Source organism: Clostridium sp. FP2, assembly GCF_011065955.2.
Taxonomy (GTDB): domain Bacteria; phylum Bacillota; class Clostridia; order Clostridiales; family Clostridiaceae; genus Clostridium_AD; species Clostridium_AD tagluense.
Genome location: NZ_JAAMNI020000001.1, coordinates 3493717 through 3513375, shown reverse-complemented (window position 1 = coordinate 3513375; position 19659 = coordinate 3493717). Strand labels below are relative to the sequence as shown.

At 31.9% G+C, this 19659-nt stretch carries 20 protein-coding genes; 18 read left to right on the top strand and 2 right to left on the bottom strand.

Translation table 11 applies throughout. The features are described from left to right. Positions 1–43 precede the first annotated feature (43 nt). The 17 genes from G9F71_RS16905 (at position 44) to G9F71_RS16825 (ending at position 14347) form a co-directional block, all read left to right on the top strand. Complete coding sequence (locus G9F71_RS16905; protein WP_164950825.1) at positions 44–235, top strand: flagellar FlbD family protein; 192 nt, start codon at positions 44–46, stop codon at positions 233–235. A gap of 11 nt (positions 236–246) precedes the next feature. Beyond that, positions 247–1059 carry a motility protein A gene (locus tag G9F71_RS16900; RefSeq protein ID WP_164950826.1) on the top strand — a complete coding sequence of 271 codons (813 nt, stop codon included), beginning with the start codon at positions 247–249 and terminating at the stop codon, positions 1057–1059. After that, the gene (locus tag G9F71_RS16895; protein WP_164950827.1) at positions 1052–1786 is read left to right on the top strand and encodes a flagellar motor protein MotB; all 735 of its coding nucleotides are present in this window, start codon (positions 1052–1054) and stop codon (positions 1784–1786) included. The genes G9F71_RS16900 and G9F71_RS16895 overlap by 8 nt, the downstream gene beginning before the upstream one ends. Next, positions 1783–2247 (top strand): flagellar basal body-associated protein FliL, encoded by a 465-nt coding sequence (fliL, locus tag G9F71_RS16890; protein WP_164950828.1) that lies wholly within the window; start codon positions 1783–1785, stop codon positions 2245–2247. The genes G9F71_RS16895 and fliL overlap by 4 nt, the downstream gene beginning before the upstream one ends. 11 nt (positions 2248–2258) lie before the next feature. Then, entirely contained in the window at positions 2259–2624 is a 366-nt protein-coding gene (gene fliO, locus G9F71_RS16885; RefSeq protein ID WP_164950829.1) for a flagellar biosynthetic protein FliO, read from the top strand. After that, on the top strand, positions 2608–3438 hold the full coding sequence (locus G9F71_RS16880; RefSeq protein WP_164950830.1) for a flagellar type III secretion system pore protein FliP: 831 nt from the start codon (positions 2608–2610) through the stop codon (positions 3436–3438). Before fliO ends, G9F71_RS16880 begins: the two co-directional genes overlap by 17 nt. A 10-nt stretch (positions 3439–3448) precedes the next feature. Beyond that, positions 3449–3718: a flagellar biosynthesis protein FliQ gene (gene fliQ, locus G9F71_RS16875; RefSeq protein ID WP_164944327.1), complete on the top strand. Its 270-nt coding sequence runs from the start codon at positions 3449–3451 to the stop codon at positions 3716–3718. 11 nt (positions 3719–3729) lie between these two features. Next, on the top strand, positions 3730–5568 hold the full coding sequence (locus G9F71_RS16870) for a fused FliR family export protein/FlhB family type III secretion system protein (RefSeq protein ID WP_164950831.1): 1839 nt from the start codon (positions 3730–3732) through the stop codon (positions 5566–5568). A gap of 48 nt (positions 5569–5616) precedes the next feature. Continuing rightward, on the top strand, positions 5617–7647 hold the full coding sequence (gene flhA, locus G9F71_RS16865; RefSeq protein ID WP_164950939.1) for a flagellar biosynthesis protein FlhA: 2031 nt from the start codon (positions 5617–5619) through the stop codon (positions 7645–7647). Continuing rightward, a complete protein-coding gene (gene flhF / locus G9F71_RS16860; RefSeq protein WP_164950832.1) occupies positions 7644–8882 on the top strand; it encodes a flagellar biosynthesis protein FlhF in 1239 nt (412 codons plus the stop codon). Before flhA ends, flhF begins: the two co-directional genes overlap by 4 nt. Further along, positions 8876–9736, top strand: a complete 861-nt coding sequence (locus tag G9F71_RS16855) for a MinD/ParA family protein (RefSeq protein WP_164950833.1) — start codon at positions 8876–8878, stop codon at positions 9734–9736. The genes flhF and G9F71_RS16855 overlap by 7 nt, the downstream gene beginning before the upstream one ends. Positions 9737–9748: 12 nt before the next feature. Further along, a complete protein-coding gene (locus G9F71_RS27600) occupies positions 9749–10393 on the top strand; it encodes a flagellar brake protein (RefSeq protein ID WP_164950834.1) in 645 nt (214 codons plus the stop codon). A gap of 11 nt (positions 10394–10404) precedes the next feature. Then, entirely contained in the window at positions 10405–11136 is a 732-nt protein-coding gene (locus G9F71_RS16845; RefSeq protein ID WP_164950835.1) for a FliA/WhiG family RNA polymerase sigma factor, read from the top strand. Positions 11137–11153: 17 nt separating this feature from the next. Further along, positions 11154–11618 carry a DUF6115 domain-containing protein gene (locus G9F71_RS16840; RefSeq protein WP_164950836.1) on the top strand — a complete coding sequence of 155 codons (465 nt, stop codon included), beginning with the start codon at positions 11154–11156 and terminating at the stop codon, positions 11616–11618. Between the two features lie 196 nt (positions 11619–11814). Next, positions 11815–12597, top strand: a complete 783-nt coding sequence (locus G9F71_RS16835; RefSeq protein ID WP_164950837.1) for a flagellar hook-basal body complex protein — start codon at positions 11815–11817, stop codon at positions 12595–12597. 28 nt (positions 12598–12625) lie between these two features. After that, positions 12626–13423, top strand: a complete 798-nt coding sequence (locus tag G9F71_RS16830; RefSeq protein WP_164950838.1) for a flagellar hook-basal body complex protein — start codon at positions 12626–12628, stop codon at positions 13421–13423. A gap of 144 nt (positions 13424–13567) precedes the next feature. Continuing rightward, on the top strand, positions 13568–14347 hold the full coding sequence (locus G9F71_RS16825; protein WP_164950839.1) for a hypothetical protein: 780 nt from the start codon (positions 13568–13570) through the stop codon (positions 14345–14347). A gap of 99 nt (positions 14348–14446) precedes the next feature. Here the strand turns inward: G9F71_RS16825 and G9F71_RS16820 are convergent, their stop codons facing one another. Then, positions 14447–16090 (bottom strand): putative manganese-dependent inorganic diphosphatase, encoded by a 1644-nt coding sequence (locus G9F71_RS16820; RefSeq protein ID WP_164950840.1) that lies wholly within the window; start codon positions 16088–16090, stop codon positions 14447–14449. Between the two features lie 361 nt (positions 16091–16451). On the opposite strand from G9F71_RS16820, the gene G9F71_RS16815 reads away from it, so the two are divergent. Next, complete coding sequence (locus G9F71_RS16815; RefSeq protein WP_411956140.1) at positions 16452–18989, top strand: calcium-translocating P-type ATPase, PMCA-type; 2538 nt, start codon at positions 16452–16454, stop codon at positions 18987–18989. Positions 18990–19199: 210 nt separating this feature from the next. Here the strand turns inward: G9F71_RS16815 and G9F71_RS16810 are convergent, their stop codons facing one another. Next, complete coding sequence (locus tag G9F71_RS16810; RefSeq protein WP_164950842.1) at positions 19200–19619, bottom strand: hypothetical protein; 420 nt, start codon at positions 19617–19619, stop codon at positions 19200–19202. Between the last annotated feature and the right edge of the window lie 40 nt (positions 19620–19659).

Sequence of the window (19659 nt, the reverse complement as noted above, 5' to 3'; positions counted from 1 at the left end):
CTTATAATAATGGATTGTAAATCGTAAATCATAGGAGGTTCCCATGATAAAACTTACAGGCTTAAATAAAGAAGAATTTATATTAAATGCTGAAGTTATAGAAAAAATTGAAACAATGCCAGAAACATTAATAACTTTAGTAAACGGCAAGAGGTATATTGTGCTTGAGAGCACAGATGCGGTAATTGATAAAATAGTAAAATATAAAAACAGGATATTTACTGGCAAGTTATAGGAGGTAGGGGCATGAAAAAACATGATAATTTGACCACTATTGGAATTCTAATTGGACTTGTGTTAATTTTGTGGGGGATGTCAGCTGGTGGAGCTAATTTGAAAATATTTTATGATCCTGCTTCCATAGCAATTACAGTAGGGGGATCTTTTGCTGCACTGCTCATAGCTTACCCTATTGGATCCATGAAGAGAGTAACGAAGGTTACTGTACAGTCTTTTAAAGAAAATACAGCATCTAGCTCTGAGATTATTAATAGCTTTACAACACTATCTAAAAAAGCAAGAAAAGAGGGGCTTTTATCCCTTGAAGATGAAATGGTACAATTAACTAATGGGTTTTTAAAAAAAGGACTTCAAATGGTAGTGGATGGTCTTGAGCCTGAAGCAATAAAGGATATTATGGAACTAGAAATAGGAGAGATGGAGCGCCGTCATACTGATGGAGCTAATATGTTAAAAGCTTGGGCAGCTTATGCACCAGCTTTTGGTATGATTGGTACCCTTATAGGACTTATACAAATGCTTGCAAATTTAAGTGACTCTTCAGCCCTAGCTTCTGGTATGGGAAAGGCATTAATAACTACATTCTATGGAGCACTACTTGCAAACCTAATATTAATTCCTATGGCACAAAATTTAAATTATAAATCTAGCATTGAAGTAAATAATCGGGAAATGATGCTTGAGGGAATACTTGCAATTCAATCCGGGGTAAATCCAAGGATTGTTGAAGAAAAATTGACATCGTACCTATCACCAGTTGACAGAGCTAAATTTACTGCGGAGCAAGCCAAAGCAGCTAGGGTGACAGATAATGTCTAGGAAAAAAAAGGGTGGAGAAGAAATGAGGACAGATGCGTGGATTGCCACTTTTTCAGATACAATGACTCTTCTTCTAACTTTCTTTGTATTATTATATTCTTTTTCCACAGTTGATGCAGCTAAGTTCAAACAAATTGCATCCTCACTTCAATCAGTACTCACAGGTGAAACTGGAAGCAGTATCTTAGAGTTTAATGTAAAAAATGGAGAAGTTCCATTAGTTGGGGAACCAATGCCAACTACAACACCAATCAAAGATACACAAGATATATATGAAAAGGTTCAAAGTTTTATAAAAAAGCAAAAACTAGAAGGTACAGTAGTAATAAAAACTGATAGTAGGGGAGTTATAATTCAACTTAAGGCAAATATTTTGTTCCAAAGTGGAAAAGCAGAAATTATAGATAATAGTAAGCCAGTGTTAAATTCAATAAATGATCTAATATCAACGCTGCCTAATGATATTGTAATAGAGGGACATACGGATAATTTACCAATTAGCAATTTTGAATATAGAAACAATTGGCAATTATCTTCTGCTAGAGCCTTAAATGTGCTTGAATATTTTGTAACAGTTAAGAAGCAACCCTATCCTGCGCGATTTAAATCTATTGCTTGCGCTGAATATCAACCTATTGTACCAAATATTAATGAAACAAATAGAGCATTAAATAGAAGAGTAAATATTTTAATTGTTGCAAGTGAAAAGGAGGCTACTAAAAAATGAGCGAAAAACCACAAAAACCAAAAAAAGGAAATAGTTTAAAAATAATTATTATAATTCTATTAGTATTAATTGTAGTAGGCGGTGCAGCTGCAGGTGCCTATATAATTGGTCAAAAAGGTTCGGGTGCCAAGACCACAGTAGTTAAAGTTGTGGAAAGTAAGGAAACAACTTTCCCATTGGAGGAATTTTTAGTAAATTTAATGGACGAGGATGGAAAGCGTTATCTAAAGGTGAAGGTTGTTATTGGGTATGAAGAAAATAAGGAGTTAGAAGCAGAACTAACAGCAAAAACACCCATAATTAGGGATGTAGTCATTGCGGCTCTTAGATCAAAAAAAACTACGGACTTTAGTGCAACAGGCGTTGATGCTATAAAGAATCAGCTAATTAAAAGTATAGATCCTATTTTAACAAAAGGAAAAGCATCCCATATATATTTTAACGATATATTGGTACAGTAGGTGGTAAAATCATGGATTTAGAATTTTGGACATTACTTTTAAAAATATTAATATTTTTACCTTTCATATTATTTTTATTATATTTATCTTTAAAATATGGTGGTAATAAACTTCAAAAATTGCAAAATGGTAGATATATGAAAGTAATAGACCGAATTGCACTATCTAAGGATAATAGCATTATGGTTGTAAAAATCGGAGAAAAAGCCTATGCAGTTTCTTCTAGTTCTAAGGAGATTAATATTTTATTTGAGTTGCCAAAGGAAGAGATTAGTACAATTGAAAATATTAAAGAGCTACCTCAGTATGATGACATGAAGGAACTATTCAAAAAACATATTATGAAAAAGGGTGCTAAAGATGAAAATAAAAAATAAAAACCTGATTATTTTTGCTTTGATTATGGTAATAGTGGGGATTGTTACAATAAAAGTAGTAAATGCTGCTCCACAAACGCTACCAATACCAAAAATTAATCTTTCTATTGATAAAGCAACTACGCCAACGGATTATGTAGATAATATTAAGTTGTTAATGGTTCTTACTATACTTACCTTACTCCCTTCATTTATTATAATGACTACCAGTTTTGTAAGGATAATCATAGTGCTATCCTTATTTAAAAGTGCTATTGGTGTCCAACAGGCAATACCAAAAGAGGTTATAATTGGACTAGCTCTATTTTTAACATTTTTTACTATGGCACCAACCTTTACAAAGATAAATAAGGATGCATTAACTCCCTATTTGAATAATAAAATAACTCAATCCGTTGCCATTGATAAAGGGTCTAAACCCATGAGGGATTTTATGTTAAAACAGACCAGAGCTAAGGACTTAAAACTTTTTTTAGAGGTGGGAAAATTAGAAGATACAGTTAAAAATGAAGTTGATGCAAAGGGCAAAGTAGTAATGAGCAAAGGAAAGCCTAAACTCACCTATGATAAAGTACCTCTATATGCAGTGGTACCTTCTTTTATAATAAGTGAACTAAGGCGAGCTTTTGAAATGGGATTTTTATTATTTATACCTTTTATCATAATAGATATTGTTACGGGTAGCATTCTTATGGCTATGGGAATGATGATGCTACCGCCAGTTATGATTTCTCTCCCATTTAAATTATTGTTATTCATTATGGTAGATGGTTGGAATCTACTTGTAAAATCATTGATTATGAGTTTTAGTTGAGGTGAATTAAATGACAGAGAATATTGTATTATCTGTAATAAAAGATGCTATTCAAACTGCAATATTGGTATCGGCTCCTATACTTATTGTAGCAACTTTAGTAGGGTTAATAGTGAGTATATTTCAAGCTACTACTCAAATCCAGGAGCAAACATTGACTTTTGTGCCAAAGTTACTTGCAGTAGCACTTATTGGTTTATTAATGGGTAGTTGGATGCTTCACACAGTAGTTGATTTTACTACTAGGATTTTTGAACTTATTGCTAATATGGGAGGTTAGGTGGAGATATATTGATTAATACAGCTTATTATTTAGGCTTTATAATGGTGCTACTGCGAATATCAGCCTTCGTCATTGGCATACCAATTTTCTTTCCTAAGGGTACTCCTGCAATGGCTAAAGTTGGATTTTGTGCTGTTTTCACTTTTCTGATTTTGCCAGGCGTTAATTATGAAAATGTAAGCTTAATTACGAGTAACGCTGGACTCATAAAATTCTGTATAGATGAGGTTATTACTGGACTCGCATTAGGATACATAACAAAGTTTTGTTTTTTCTCAGCCCAGATGGCAGGTCAGCTTATGGATTTCCAAGTTGGGTTTTCCATGATGAGCATGTTTGATCCTATATCTAATGAGAATGTTACACTGCTTGGAAGGTTACTTTACTGGGTAAGTATGGTAATGTTTTTTGTTGTAGATGGCCATCATATGTTAATTAGGGCGATAATTGATTCTTTTAACATTATTAATATTGGAAAGTTTATACTATCACAAGGAACAGCTATGATGATGGTGAAAATTTTCATAGAATTTTTTACACTTGGATTTAAAATAGCAATACCAATTATTTTGATAATTATTATAACAGATTTATCTATGGGACTAGTGTCAAGAACTGTACCACAATTAAATGTTATGATTTTAGGTATGCCAATAAAAATACTAGTAGGACTCAGTTGCTTTGCTTTAGTACTACCTATTGTCATAAAATTAATAGTAAATTCTTTTTACACTATACCAGATATAATTAAAGCTTTCTATAAGGTAATACCTATGCTAATTTTTGTCTCAGCGGATAGCGGTGAAAAAACCGAAGAAGCTACTCCAAAAAAGAAAAGTGATTCAAAGAAAAAGGGTCAAGTAGCAAAGAGTAAGGAATTATCATCTACCGTTACACTACTCACCTCAACAGTTTTGCTCATAATGCTCGGTTCTTATATATTAGACACTTTAAAAGGTGTAGTAAGTCTTTTCTTAAACAATTATTTAACCTTGAATGTAAATGAGTATACTCTTAGAACTGTGCTTCTTGTTTCCGCAATGAAATCTGGGCTTGTGGTTTTACCAATTTTGGTGCCTATTATGATAATGGGAGTGGTGGCAAGTTTAATGCAATCTGGTTTTATACTTACTGGTGAACCACTTAAACCTGATTTAAAAAAACTAAGTCCTATAAGTGGATTTAAGAAAATTTTTTCTACAAGATCCCTGGTGGATTTACTAAAAAATTTAGCTATAGTTACCACCATAGGAATAGTAGCTTACAATTTTATCAAAGACAATTATTTGCAAATGATGAATTATGGAAGTCTGAAAATAGAGGCCATTTTAGTTGTTTTTGGGAAATTGGTAATAGACATATTTTTTAAAATCGCCATAATTATGCTTATAATATCTGTAATTGATTTTGCATACCAAAAATATAAGCATAACAAAGAACTTAAAATGAGTATGCAGGAAGTTAAAGAGGAATACAAACAACAAGAAGGAGACCCGCAGATTAAATCGAAAATTAGGCAAAAGCAAAGAGAAATGGCATCAAGTAGAATGATGCAATCAGTTCCCGATGCGACTGTGGTTATCACAAACCCTACTCATCTAGCTATTGCTATTAAATATGAGCAGGGGGGCGAAGGGGCACCAATAGTTGTGGCTATTGGTGCAGATAATGTGGCTATAAAAATAAAAGAGCTTGCTAAAGAAAATGATATCCCAATTATTGAAAATAAACCACTAGCAAGGTTAATATATAAAGAATTAGATATAGGCTCGGAAATTCCAACGGAAATGTATGGAGCTGTGGCAGAGATATTGGCACTGGTATACAAATTAAAGAAAAGAAAGTAGTGGAGGGTAATTGTGGCTGAAAAAGTAAGAATTAACATAAAAAATAATATGGATATTTTAGTAGCATTTGGGGTAATGGGGATAATTTTAATGATAATAATTCCATTACCGCCAAAGCTTCTTGATGTAATAATTGCACTGAATATTACACTAGCAGTTGTAATTTTACTATTAACAATGTTTACAACAGAAGTTTTGCAATTTTCAGTTTTCCCAACATTACTGCTTATTACAACGCTTTTAAGATTGGGGCTAAATATTTCATCTACAAGGCTAGTATTAACAGAAGCTTATGCAGGAGATATAATTGAAGCCTTTGGTGAATTTGTTGTTGGAGGTAATTATGTAGTTGGAATAATTATTTTCTTAATAATAATTGTTATACAATTTATAGTTATTACAGCAGGTGCAGGTAGAGTTTCTGAAGTTTCTGCCAGATTCACTCTAGACGCTATGCCAGGTAAACAGATGAGTATTGATGCTGATTTGAATGCAGGTGCTATAACTGAAGAAGAGGCAAGAGCGAGAAGAACAAAATTGCAGGATGAAGCTAGTTTTTATGGAGCAATGGATGGAGCTTCTAAATTTGTAAAGGGAGATGCAATAGCTGGTATAATTATTACCATGATCAATATTTTTGGTGGGATAATTATAGGTGTATTGATGCTTAAAATGCCAATTGCAAAAGCTGCAACTACTTATGTACGACTTACAGTAGGGGATGGTCTTGTAGGCCAGATTCCGGCGCTTTTAATATCAGTTGCCTCTGGTATTCTAGTTACGCGGTCTGGTAGCACTACAAACTTAGGAACTCAAGTAACGGCGCAACTTACAGCATTTCCAAAGGTTATTGCCCTAGCGTCAGTGGTATTATTAGTTTTGGCTGCTATTCCAGGTATGCCTCATCTTGTTTTTATTTTGCTAGCAATGGCTACGGCAACCAGTGCATATTTCTTGCATAAGGATGAAAAAGATCAAAAAATTATGAGAATAGAAAATGATGAACAAGAAAATTTTGAAACTGAAAACAGAGAACCAGAAAATGTAATGAGTCTGATTTCTGTGGAACCTATGGAAATAGAAATAGGATATGGACTAATCCCTCTGGCAGATGAGGCTACAGGGGGAGATCTATTACAACGAATAGCTTCAGTAAGAAGACAATGTGCCCTTGAAATGGGGATTGTTGTTCAACCTATTAGAATTAAAGATAATTTGCAACTTAAAACAAATGAATACGTAGTTAAAATTCGTGGAACTGTAATAATTAAAGGTGATTTAATGCCAAGCATGTTACTTTGTATTGACCCTAGTTCTGAAGATATTAATATACAAGGTATTAATACAATTGAACCCACTTTTGGACTGCCGGCAGTGTGGATAAATAATGATCAAAGAGAAGATGCAGAAATAAAGGGACTAACAGTTGTAGATCCAACTACTGTAATGGTCACTCATTTAACAGAAACTATTAAAACTCATGCATTTGAACTCTTAGGTAGGCAGGAAACTAAGCTATTAATTGATTCTGTAAAAGAAAAATATAATACTGTAGTGGAAGAATTAATACCAGATCTTATGACTATTGGTGAGGTTCAAAAGGTTCTTCAAAGCTTACTTAAAGAAAGAGTAGCTATAAAGGATATGGTTACAATACTCGAGTCCTTGGCGGATAATTCTAGAATAACTAAGGATTTAGAAGTATTAACAGAATATGTTCGTTTTTCTTTGGGAAGAAGTATCTGTAATGGATTAGTTGACGATAATGGAAGTATAACAATTATGACGCTTTCACCTGAAGTTGAAAATATTATTTCAAGTAATATTCAAAAGTCCCTACAAGGATCTTTTCCAGCAGTAGATCCGGGTACCACAGGTAAGATATTGAATTCTATTAAAAATAATATTAGCACAATTTATTTTCATAATAATCAACCAGTAATACTAGTATCTCCAAAGATAAGGCCAGCTTTTAGAAAATTAATTGAAATGGTATTTCCTACTATTTGCGTGCTTTCTCTCAATGAGATACCAAATGAAGTTGAGATTAAAACTGAAGGGGTTGTGACTCTACAATGATTATAAAACGATATGTAGTGAATAACATGAACGAAGCCATGACAAGAATAAGATATGAACTAGGCTCGGAAGCTGTAATTATAAGTCAAAGGAAAATCCGAAAACCAGGAATAAAAGGATTATTTTCACACAAGATAATTGAAGTTACTGCAGCTATTGAAAATGAAACAAGTGAGCAAAATCAAGATGTGAAAGAAAGCATCGAAGCAATTAAAAAAGTTGTGGAGCAGCAAAATGAAATTAAAGCCTATCCTAGGGAACCTGAAAAACAAGTTAGCAACCTACATAAAAATTCGGGGTATGCAAAGGAGAACAATACTGTTAACAAAAAGGCTAACAGTATTGATTCCACAACTGACCTAATGAGCGAAATGAAACAAATGAAAACTATGATAAGTGAACTCTCACTTATGAGTGAGCTAGCAAGTTCAAATAAACTTACCAATGATAATATCCCAGGAAATAATAATAAAAGTGATATAGAAAAAATGTTAGAAGAGAATGATGTAGATAGTGAAATTATCGTAAATGTAATGATGAAAATTCAAAATTTTAAAACTAAAGATGATGTGCAAACTAGTGAATATGAAAAATTGAAACTTGTGCTAAAAGAAATGATTCATGTTACTAAGCCGAGTTTACAAGGAAGAATAGTTATGGTAGGACCAACAGGTGTAGGGAAAACTACAACTATTGCAAAACTTGCAGGAAGGCTAGCGCTAGTGGAGAAGAAAAAAGTGGGACTAATTACTGTAGATACTTACAGAATTGGTGCAGTTGAACAGCTTAAAACTTATGCTGATATTATGAACATACCTTTTAAAGTAGTATACAATATGAAGGATATGGATGATGCTATAGAGTCTATGAATGAATGTGAGGTAGTATTAATTGATACTACTGGAAGAAGTAGTAAAAACAAAATGCAAATCTCTGAACTCCGAACTTTTGTTGAAAAAGCAGATACAAAAAACATCAATTTAGTACTAAGTTCTACAACAAAGAACAAAGATATTAAATATATTATTGAAGGATATCAAATTTTGAATTATAATAGTATAATAGTAACTAAATTAGACGAAACTTCCACTTATGGTTCCGTACTTAATATATTAGAAACTGCCAAAAAACCCTTAAGTTTTGTGACAACTGGTCAAAATGTACCTGATGATATTAAAGAGTTATCCGAGGACAAAATTATTAGTCTTATATTAGGAGAGGATACTGTATGCTAGACCAAGCACAAGGACTTAGACAAATGGCATCGGAAAATCTTAATAGTGTTGATATTAAGCCTAGAATTATAACAGTTACCTCTGGTAAAGGTGGAGTGGGAAAAAGTAATATAGTAGTTAATTTATCTATTGCACTTCAAAAGAGGGGTAGGAAAGTTATGATTTTTGATGCGGATATAGGCATGGGAAATGATGATATTATAATGGGATGCTCTTCAAGGTATAACGTATTTGATGTTATAAGCAATGGTAAAGAAATTGAAGATGTTGTAATAAATGGACCATTTGGGGTGAAACTTCTTCCAGGAGGTTCCGCTATTATGAAAGTTGAGGACTTGACAGAAATTCAAAGGGGTGTATTTTTAAATAAACTCACTGCTTTAACAGGACTAGATTATATAATAATGGATACTGGCGCTGGTGTAAATAAAAGTGTTTTGGGTTTTATTGCTTGTTGTGAGGATTTAATAATTGTAACAACTCCAGAGCCTACTTCACTAACAGACGCATATAGTCTACTTAAGGCTGTTAAGCATTTTAAAATTAAAGATTCTGCGAAAGTTATAGTGAATAGATCCTTAGATAATAATGAAGCTAATATGACTTTTAATAAGTTTAACAATGCTGTTACTAAATTTCTTGATATGAAATTAGAATATTTAGGTAAAATAAGTGAAGATAAAAAATTAGCTTATGCAGTAAGAGCTCAACAACCTGTAATTCTAAGCTATCCGAGTTCAGAGTCTGCTCGGGATATAAATAGTATTGCAAGTAAAATTGAAGGTATGAATGATAAGACAAGTAGCATGGGTATAGAAGGATTATTTAAGAAAATTTTCAGTATTTTTTCATAAGGGGTTGGAGTAGTGATTAAGATTGATTTTGCCATAAACAAGAAAGTGGAAATATTAGTTGACGAAAGATATTACAATACTAACATACAAGATTTAACAGAGGAATATATAGCAATTAGTATTCCTCTGAGTGGAGGTCAATATGTTCCATTGTCAAGGGGAGATATTATAGATGTGATTTATTATGAAGAGGAAAATCTTTATAGGTTTAAGTCTTCAGTTATAGGACGTAAAATTGAAAATATACCTATTTTACTTATATCAAAACCTCTGGAAATAGAAAAGATTCAAAGAAGAAAATATGTTAGGATATCATTGATAAATACTGCTAAATATAAAAACCTTAAGGATCAGCCTAAAATAAGTCCAAAGGCCATAGATGAGAGCGAATATTTGAAGGCTTCAATAGTTGATTTAAGTGGTGGTGGCATGAAGGTCAGAGTATCAGAAGAAATTGTGAAGAATGATTTTATTTTGGTGAATTTAACGGTTAATAACGAAGAGATACATATAGTGGGACAAGCAAAGAGAATCCAAAAAGATGATGAAGGTAGATTTGTTTGTGGACTTAGCTTTGAATTTTTAGATAATTTAACAAGGGAAAGAATAATTAAATACATATTTCAACTTATGAGAGAACAGATGAAAAAAATTTAGGAGGCGTTTATATGTCCATAGCGAGTTTAGCTGATGTGCGAGAGCAAATTGTTAAAACCAATATACCCTTAGTTAAATATATCGCATCTAGAGTAATAATTGGAAAAACCAAATATGTGCAATATGAAGATTTAATTAGTTATGGAATGGTTGGACTTATGGATGCACTAGGAAAATTTGATGCAACTAAAGGCATGAAGTTTTCAAGTTATGCATCAATAAGAATAAAAGGTGCTATGATTGATGAGCTTCGTAAGAATAGCCCCATCTCTAAGGGCGCTATGGATAAGCTTAATAGGTATAATGAAGCAATTGAGAGGCTACAGAAGCTTCTTTATAGAGAGCCTTCAAATCATGAAGTTGCAAAGGAACTCGGAATTACAATTGATGAGGTAGCTGATATTGAGAATAATATAAATTATATATCTGTAGTTTCACTAGAAGATCTAATATTTTCGGATGAGGATGAAATGCCACTTAGTGGTACAATTAAGGATGATAAAAGTCCAAGCCCAGAAAAATTATTAGAGGAAAAAGAGCAAATTGAATATTTATCCTTAGGCCTCGATAACCTAAAAGAGAAAGATAAAATGGTTTTAACATTATATTATTACGAAGGACTTACACTAAAAGAAATAGGAAATATTTTGGATGTATCTGAATCAAGAGTATGTCAACTTCACAGTAGGGCGCTTGTAAATCTAAGAAAAGCTCTTGTAAAACTGAAATATGAAATAGTATAGAATTTGGAGTGAATTATATGACGGGTTTATTAATTTTTATTGGATTAATTCTTGTAATTTTAAATGTCTTATCTATAAAAAAGCAGAACAAGTCCTTTAAAGGAGCTCTAGGAAATGCCATAGAAAATACTAACGATTATGACATTAGAATAGGAGAGCTTAGACGAGAATTTTCTGAAAGTATTTTGGAACTTCAAAGTGAATTAGTGCAAATTAAAGAAATTATGAAAAAAAATGAGGTCACAAATAAAAATTTAGATACTTCATATATAGAGCAAGCTAAACATAGAGAAAACATAGAGGAAATTGATGATGAAAACAAAAATGAAATTATTATAGATGAAGTGCATAATAAAAACAGTGAAAAGCTAGAGGAAATAAAGAGACTATTTGCCGAAGGATTATCTGTGGGAGAAATATCGGAAATATTGTATTTAGGTAAGGGGGAAGTACTATTAATAAAGGATTTATATATAAGATAAAAAATTTAATAGGCTTTCTAAGTGATAGTAAAATTCTAATAGGAATAGGAATTGGCCTGATTATTTCTGCGGTTTTATTAAGTGGTGCAAAGATAAATTATGAAATGAGTAAAGGTAAGGTGGAAATAAAGGCTAGAGGATATGGAATGCGTTACCCTGATGAAATGCCAATTATTAATAATAAGGATGTGGGAAAATGATTAGAGGTCTTTACACAGCAGTGACAGGACTCATAACTGGAGAAGCTAAACAAAGTATAGTAGCTAATAATTTAGCAAATGCCAATACAAATGGTTTTAAAAGTGAAAATCTTTCTATTAAAAAATTTGATGATGTATTAATACAAAACTATGATAAAATTGTAAATGGCAAAAATACTAAAAATACTATTGGTTCTTTGAGTATGGGAAGTAGAATCGATGATATAAACACAGAATTTACTCAAGGTCTTATTCAGACAACAGATAAATCCACAGATTTTGCAATTGAAGGAAAAGGATTTTTTACAGTACAAAGGAATGATGGTATTAATAATAAGGATTATTACACTAGAAGCGGTAATTTTCATGTTGATGGACAGGGCTATTTAGTAACAGATAGCGGAGACAAGGTGTTATGTAAAAACAAAGCAACAAATGCAGTACAACCACTATTTGTTGGTGAAGCTAAACTTAAAGCTGATAAATACGGAAATATCTCAGTTAATGGTGAAAATTTATATAAATTAAATACAGTGGACTTTGCAGATTATAAAACTCTTAAAAAAGTTGGAGACAATTTGTTTGAAGGAGTAAATCCAATGCAAAATCAAAATATTACAGTTAGACAAAACGCACTAGAAAAATCTAATGTTAATATTACAAATGAAATGATAAATATGATGACAATTTTGAGAAATTTTGAAAGTAATCAAAAAGTTTTACAAGCAATGGATGAAACACTCGGAAAAGCTGTTAATGATGTTGGTACAGTAAGATAAAACATTTAAATAAGGGGGAATGTAGCAGATGTTAAGACTTTTATGGAATAGTCAAAGCTCTATGATGGCTCAACAAGAAAAATTAGATTGTATATCAAATAATATTGCAAACGTAAATACTAATGGTTATAAAAAAATTAATGCAAATTTTAAGGACCTTGTTTACGAGTCACTTGACAGAAATGGATACCCAGTATCTTCTGATAAAAATGGTAAGTCCATACTTCAAAACGGTACTGGTGTTAGGCTAGGAGAATGGACAAGAGATAATATGCAAGGCGGTGTTACAAATACAAACCTTCCAACGGATTTGGCTATAGATGGTACAGGCTATTTTGAGGTGGTTCAGCCGGATGGTAGTAAAGCCTATACAAGAACAGGCAATTTTCTCACAGATTCAAGTGGTACCATAGTTGATCAGGGGGGAAATAGATTAAGTATAGTTGATGCACAGGGTAATAATATTAACAGAGTGAATGGACCTTATAAATTCAATAGGAACAATTTTAATGTAGATGACAAGGGTGTTGTAACTATAAAAGGAAGCACTGGAAACGTATCTCTTGGAAAAGTGAAAATTGCAAATGTTGTAGGTGACAATTCAATGATTTCTATAGGAGACAGTTTATTTATGCCAAAGCCTGGTGCACAGGTTGTGCAAAGTAATGATTATTCTGTTATGCAGGGATATTTAGAACTATCTAATGTTGATATGGCAACAGAAATGACGGATATGCTTGTGACTCAAAGGGCATTTCAACTTAGTTCTTCTACTTTAAAAACTGCTGATGAAATGTGGCAAATGGCTAATAATTTACGCAAATAAATTTATTGTTAAAATGGACATGCTTTTATAGGCATGTCTATTTTGGCTTGATTTAAATAATAAAATAAAAACAGTTTTAATTAAAGAGTTACCCTCATATATTAATATTAAAGTGCGTAATAATATGATCTGGGGGGAAAGTAAATGGGAATAGGATATGTATTTGGGTGTTTACTTAGTATATTGCTATGGAGACTAGATAGGCAAGGCTTATTTAATTCCTTTAATATAAAATTAAGGAAAAAAATAAAAAATATATATGTGGTGCAAACTTTATATTTTTCTGCTGTAATTGTTATATATATTGGGCTTGCTTTCATGGAAAATAGTTCTATTATAAAAAGTACTGAGTTATACAATGCCTTGGCGGCTTTTATAGTAATAGATATAAGTAATACAGAGAGAAAGAACTTAGATCACAGTGAAAGAAAACGTTTTTATGACACGATGTCCACTATTTCTAGATCACTTATATGTGGATTTATTGCGCCTTTATTTTATATTATTATTATTGGAAATGGAGCTGCTATAATATTCGCTTTAATTTATAATTTGAGTTTTGATGAGAATTTGAATATAATAGGTAGAATTCTATCTATAGCTTGTATAATTCCAGCATTAATAGGTGAAATGTTTTTATATTCAATTTATGTTTTTAAAAACAAAAGCTTAAAGATAAAGTTTAAAGGTGACTATATTAATAACCTTTGGAAAACACCTCTTCTTAACGTGGATATACTAGCTGCTTATATAGAATCTGTTAATTTTTATTTTCATTATAATGGTAATAATATGCATTATCTAAAAAGTTATGGAGAATATAATAACAAGATCGATGATGCATGCATTAAGGATTATTTAAGTATAAGTTATTCTATATGTTTTATACTCTTTATTACTACTTTGCTTGTAAAACTAGTATAGTTATATAATAATATTTATGGGTTATAATAAATTCAAATAAAAAAGCAAAGCATATGGAAACAAATGCTTTGCTTTTTATTGCATAATAAATTATATAATTTATTTTATTTGATTTATGGCAGCAGAAATAGGTGGTATAACTTGTTTCTTTCTTGATACTATACCAGGAATATATACACCATTATCAGTAAGAGTAACATTAAAGGCTTTTGAAACAATGTCCTTATGTTCCCCTGCAGCTATTAATACGGAACCGCCATTTAATATGTCAGTTAGCATTAGTAGAATAATGTCATAGCTACTTTCCTTGGATTTTTTATTCATTAGTGTTATTATATCATCTTTCAATGAGTCAAAGCCATCAATATACATTGTACCAACTTGTGATACTCCTACTTTATAATTATTAAGAGAAAAGGTCTTAAAGTCTTGGTAGAAAATTTCTTGAGCAGTTTTACCCTCAAGGGATGTACCAGCTTTAAACATTTCTTTAGCAAACTCTTCTATATTTAAATTGGCAATTTGAGCTAATCTTTTTAATACAAGCTCATCTACTATAGTAGATGTAGGAGATTTAAGTAGCAGTGTATCAGAAATTATCGCTGCACATAGAAGACCAGCAGCGCTTTTTGAAGGTCTGATTCCATTTTCAAAGAATATGGAGGCTACGATGGTTGAAGTGCTACCTACGGGCTCATTTCTAAAATATATAGGGAAGCCAGTTTGCACATCTGCAATTCTATGATGGTCTATTATTTCTAATACTTCAGCATCTTCTAGGCCTGACACAGATTGACTTCTTTCATTATGATCCATAAGTATTACTTTTTTTCTGTTTTGTGATATTAAATGAAATCTGGATACACTTCCAATAACTTTATTATTTTCATCAATTACTGGGTAACTTCTGTACCTAGTTTCAAGCATAATATCCTTTATGTCTTCAATAAAGTCATCTGTATTAAAGCTTAAAACATTTTTTTTCGTCATAACATAATCTATAGGTATACTTTGAGTTATTAATCTAGAAGCTGTAAAAGTATCATAAGGGGTTAATATAATTGTACAATTATTAGCCTTTGCAAGTTTTACAACTTCAGCCTTTGGAGGATGATTTCCTGTAATAATTAAAAGGCAAGCTTTAGAATTAATTATTAAAGATTGAGAATCTTCTCTGTCGCCACATATGGCAATGTCACCGGCCTCAATTACAGTTTTGGTGCTTTCAGGATTCATAGCAGCTACAATAATCTTTCCAGTTATTTTAAAAGTATCTTCTGATTTAAACAAGCATTTAGCTGCTAGAGTATCTAAAATATTCTCAAGTGTAGTATTACTTTTAGCTAGAATAGAGTTATCCCAAATATCTAAATAGCTTGCGGCAAGATTTGAAATCGAAGCTACACCAGCTAGCCTATCATTTTCGTCTATAACAGGTAAAGTATTAATATTATTTTTCTTCATAATGGACCAGGCCATTTTCAGAGAAATATCAGGTGATATAGGTGCTACAATATCTATGTCTAAATCAGAAATCTGTGTTTTAACCGTAGTTATAAGCTCAGGTTCTGCCACTTTAAAGTAATTAAGGATAAATTGTGTTTCCAAATTTGTTGCACCCAGTCTTATAGCAACAGCAGGGATTTTTCCAGTTTTATTTTTAAACTCTGCATATGCAATAGCAGAGCAAATAGAGTCAGTATCTGGATTTTTATGTCCAGTAACATAAATAATGTTTTTCACGTATGTTCCTCCTAGTTTTCGTCTGGGATAGGTAAAAATTATTAATTGTTACCTACCCTAGTATTTCATTTGTAATTTTTTATTAATAATCATTGTTATTACTATTTTATATTTAAACTTGTATATTGTAAAGAAAAAACCAAGGCTATGTAAAATAATATACTAGATTCCTTTCATATGTAAGTAAATAAACACATATATTATTAAAGAATAAAATATATAGTAATATAGCAAGGTAACAAAATTAGTAAATGGTATATAGGTGGGAGAAGTATAAGGGGGCATGGAAGTGATTAACGAACAATTGTCAAAGGATAGTGCAAAGGATAAAAATAAGGAACTAGGATCTGTTTATGATAGTATAAGCACATCAAAGGGGCTAAGCACAGAAGAGGTTGAAAATAGGTTAAAGAGATATGGATTTAACAAATTAGAGAATAAAAAAAAGATATCTCCTGTTTCAATATTTTTTTCGCAATTCAACGATTTTATTACTTGGATACTAATTGTTGCAACATTGATTTCAGGAATCATGGGTGAAAAAGCAGATGCAATAACTATATTTATTATAGTTATAATGAATGGAATACTAGGTTTTATTCAAGAGTATAGAACTGAGAGGTCTCTTGAGGCTTTAAGTCAGCTAGCGGCACCAACTGCTAAAGTACTTAGAAATGGAGGGATACTAGTAATAAATGCCATATATTTAGTTCCTGGTGATTTAGTGATTTTAGAAAGTGGAGATAGAGTTCCAGCGGATTGTATTTTGACTGAGGATAATAATGCAATGCTAGATGAGTCACTACTTACTGGGGAATCAGCAGGAGTACACAAAAGTGCAAATTCTAGTGATAGTAACATTTATATGGGAACAATAATGCTTACAGGAAAAGCTAAAGCAAAAGTTGTGGCAACAGGCATGAACACAGAAATGGGAAAAATAGCAAATATGCTTCATAATATTGAGAATGAGAAATCTCCATTGAAAGAAAGGCTGGATCATCTTGGGAAAATATTAGTTGCACTTTGTATAATAATTTGCGCCGTTGTAACATTTATGGGTATTTGGCGTGGGCAAGATAAGTACGCAATGTTCCTGCTTGGGGTAAGTCTAGCAGTAGCTGCAATACCAGAAGGTTTAACTGCTATTGTTACGGTAGCATTGGCCCTTGGAGTATCTAGAATGCTTAAAAGAAAAGCACTAGTTAGAAAGCTTCCAGCGGTTGAAACACTAGGTTGTACTTCTGTAATATGCACAGATAAAACAGGAACTCTAACTGAAAATAATATGACAGTAAAAGCAGTGTATTTTAATGGCCAGATTTACAATGTTGATACAGACGAAATTCCATTAAATATAATTATGAAAAGTGCATATACATACTGTAATGATTGTAATTATGATTTTAATGGAAAAAATCTAGAAAAGTGCCTCTTTGGTGATCCTACTGAGACTGCATTAATTAAAGGTTTTTTTGGAAGTTCTAAGGAGTTACAAGAATTTTTAAAAAAATCCAGACGTGTATATGAAATACCTTTTAACTCAACAAGAAAAATTATGTCTGTCATTGTAAAAGAAGGTGATAGAGAAATCTGCTATGTAAAGGGTGCTCCAGAAAGAGTTGTAGAAAAATGCAATTATATATTGATAGATGGAAACGTGCAGCCAATGCTTCCGAGCTATAAAAATGCACTACTCAGGGCTATAGATTCTATGTCTTATAAGGCACTAAGATGCATTGCATCTGCCTATAAGGTGGCGGGTATTGTGAAAAACGATAATCTAGAGTCTAATTTAATTTTTATAGGTGTTGTAGGTATAATTGATCCTCCTCGGACTGAAGTAAAGGAGGCAGTTTTAAAATGCAAGGTTGCAGGTATAAAACCTGTAATGATAACAGGAGACCACAAAAACACAGCTTATGCTATTGGTAAAGAGTTAGATATTTGTAGTGAGCCTAGTGAGGTTATAACTGGGGATGAACTTGACCTATTAAATGATAAGCAATTAGAAAAAAATATAAATAATTATAAAATATTTGCAAGAGTAAGCCCAAAACATAAGTTAAGAATTGTAAAAGCATTTAAATTGAGTAACGGAATTGTTGCCATGACCGGAGATGGTGTAAATGATGCCCCAGCCATAAAGGAAGCAGATATTGGTATAGCTATGGGCATATCTGGAACAGATGTAACTAAGGAGGCAGCCTCAATGATTCTTTTAGATGATAATTTTGCAACCATTGTTGCAGCAGTAGAAGAGGGGCGTGTAATATATAATAATATAAGAAAATTTATTAGGTATTTATTGTCCTGTAATTTAGGGGAAGTACTTACTATGTTTTTGGCTTCTCTATTCTATTTAGAAAATCCACTGCTTCCAATACAAATTTTATTTGTAAATTTAGTTACAGATGGACTTCCTGCTATCGCTCTTGGAGTTGATCCTGCTGACGGTGATATTATGTTTGAAAAGCCAAGAGAAAAGAATGAAAGTGTATTTTCAAGAGGACTTACAGAAAAGATTGTAATCCGTGGATGTCTCATTGGTGTATGTACAATATTATCTTTTATTGGTGGTAAATATTATGGTATGAGCCTTGAGGCATGTAGGACATTGGCTCTTGGAACTCTAGTTTTATCGCAACTTATACATGTGTTTGAATGTAGGTCAGAAAAGCTATCTTTATTTGAAATCAATCCATTTACTAATTTGTACCTGATAGGTGCTGTAGGAATATCCGTACTTATGCTACTTAGCATAGTTTACGTACCAGCACTTCAAAGGGTATTTCATACAATACCACTCCAGCTTGGTCAATGGTTAATTATCCTATTTTTCTCCGGCATTATTTCTTTTATAAATAGCTTGTACTTATATTTAATTCACAATCATTAAATGTTTTTACGCATAAAAAAAAGTATATATTACGTATAATGCGTTTGAATAAGCTTTAGAACTTCTTATTTTATTTTTAATTAAGTTACGCTCTGAAAAACATATGTTTGAGCGAATGCGAGTTTATGTTTTTTAGCAGATTAATTAAAAATAAAATTAGTAGTTCTTAGCGAAATGAACGCATTAGTAGTAATATATACTTTTTTAACTTTATTTAAGACGTTTATCCGGTCTTGCCCTTTGAACTTTTGGAGCAGGGGTATTCCCTTTTGTTGGAACTAAATCCTTCTTTGTAGTCATATTTCTAATATTTACAATTTGAATCTGCTCTCTGTGCTCTTTTCCTTTTTTACCCTTCATTCCTTGAATTATAACAGAATGTCCTTGAAGCACAGAAATAAAGTTGATTTTTTTAAACCAACGTTTTTTCTTAAATACGCACTTAGCAATAGATTTACTTCCGTCTGCCTTTACTAAGATGGTTACAATTAATTTATAAAATATTTTAAAGTAACTTTTTTCCTCTACTTTGACAGATAGAACTCTACCTTGAGCTTGAGTAAGTCTATCACCATATCTTTTTAAATAAGCCTGTGTATAGCTATTAGTCAATTTGTCTTTAAATCCCATCAGTATTACTCCTTTACAATAGAAATTATAAAAAATATAA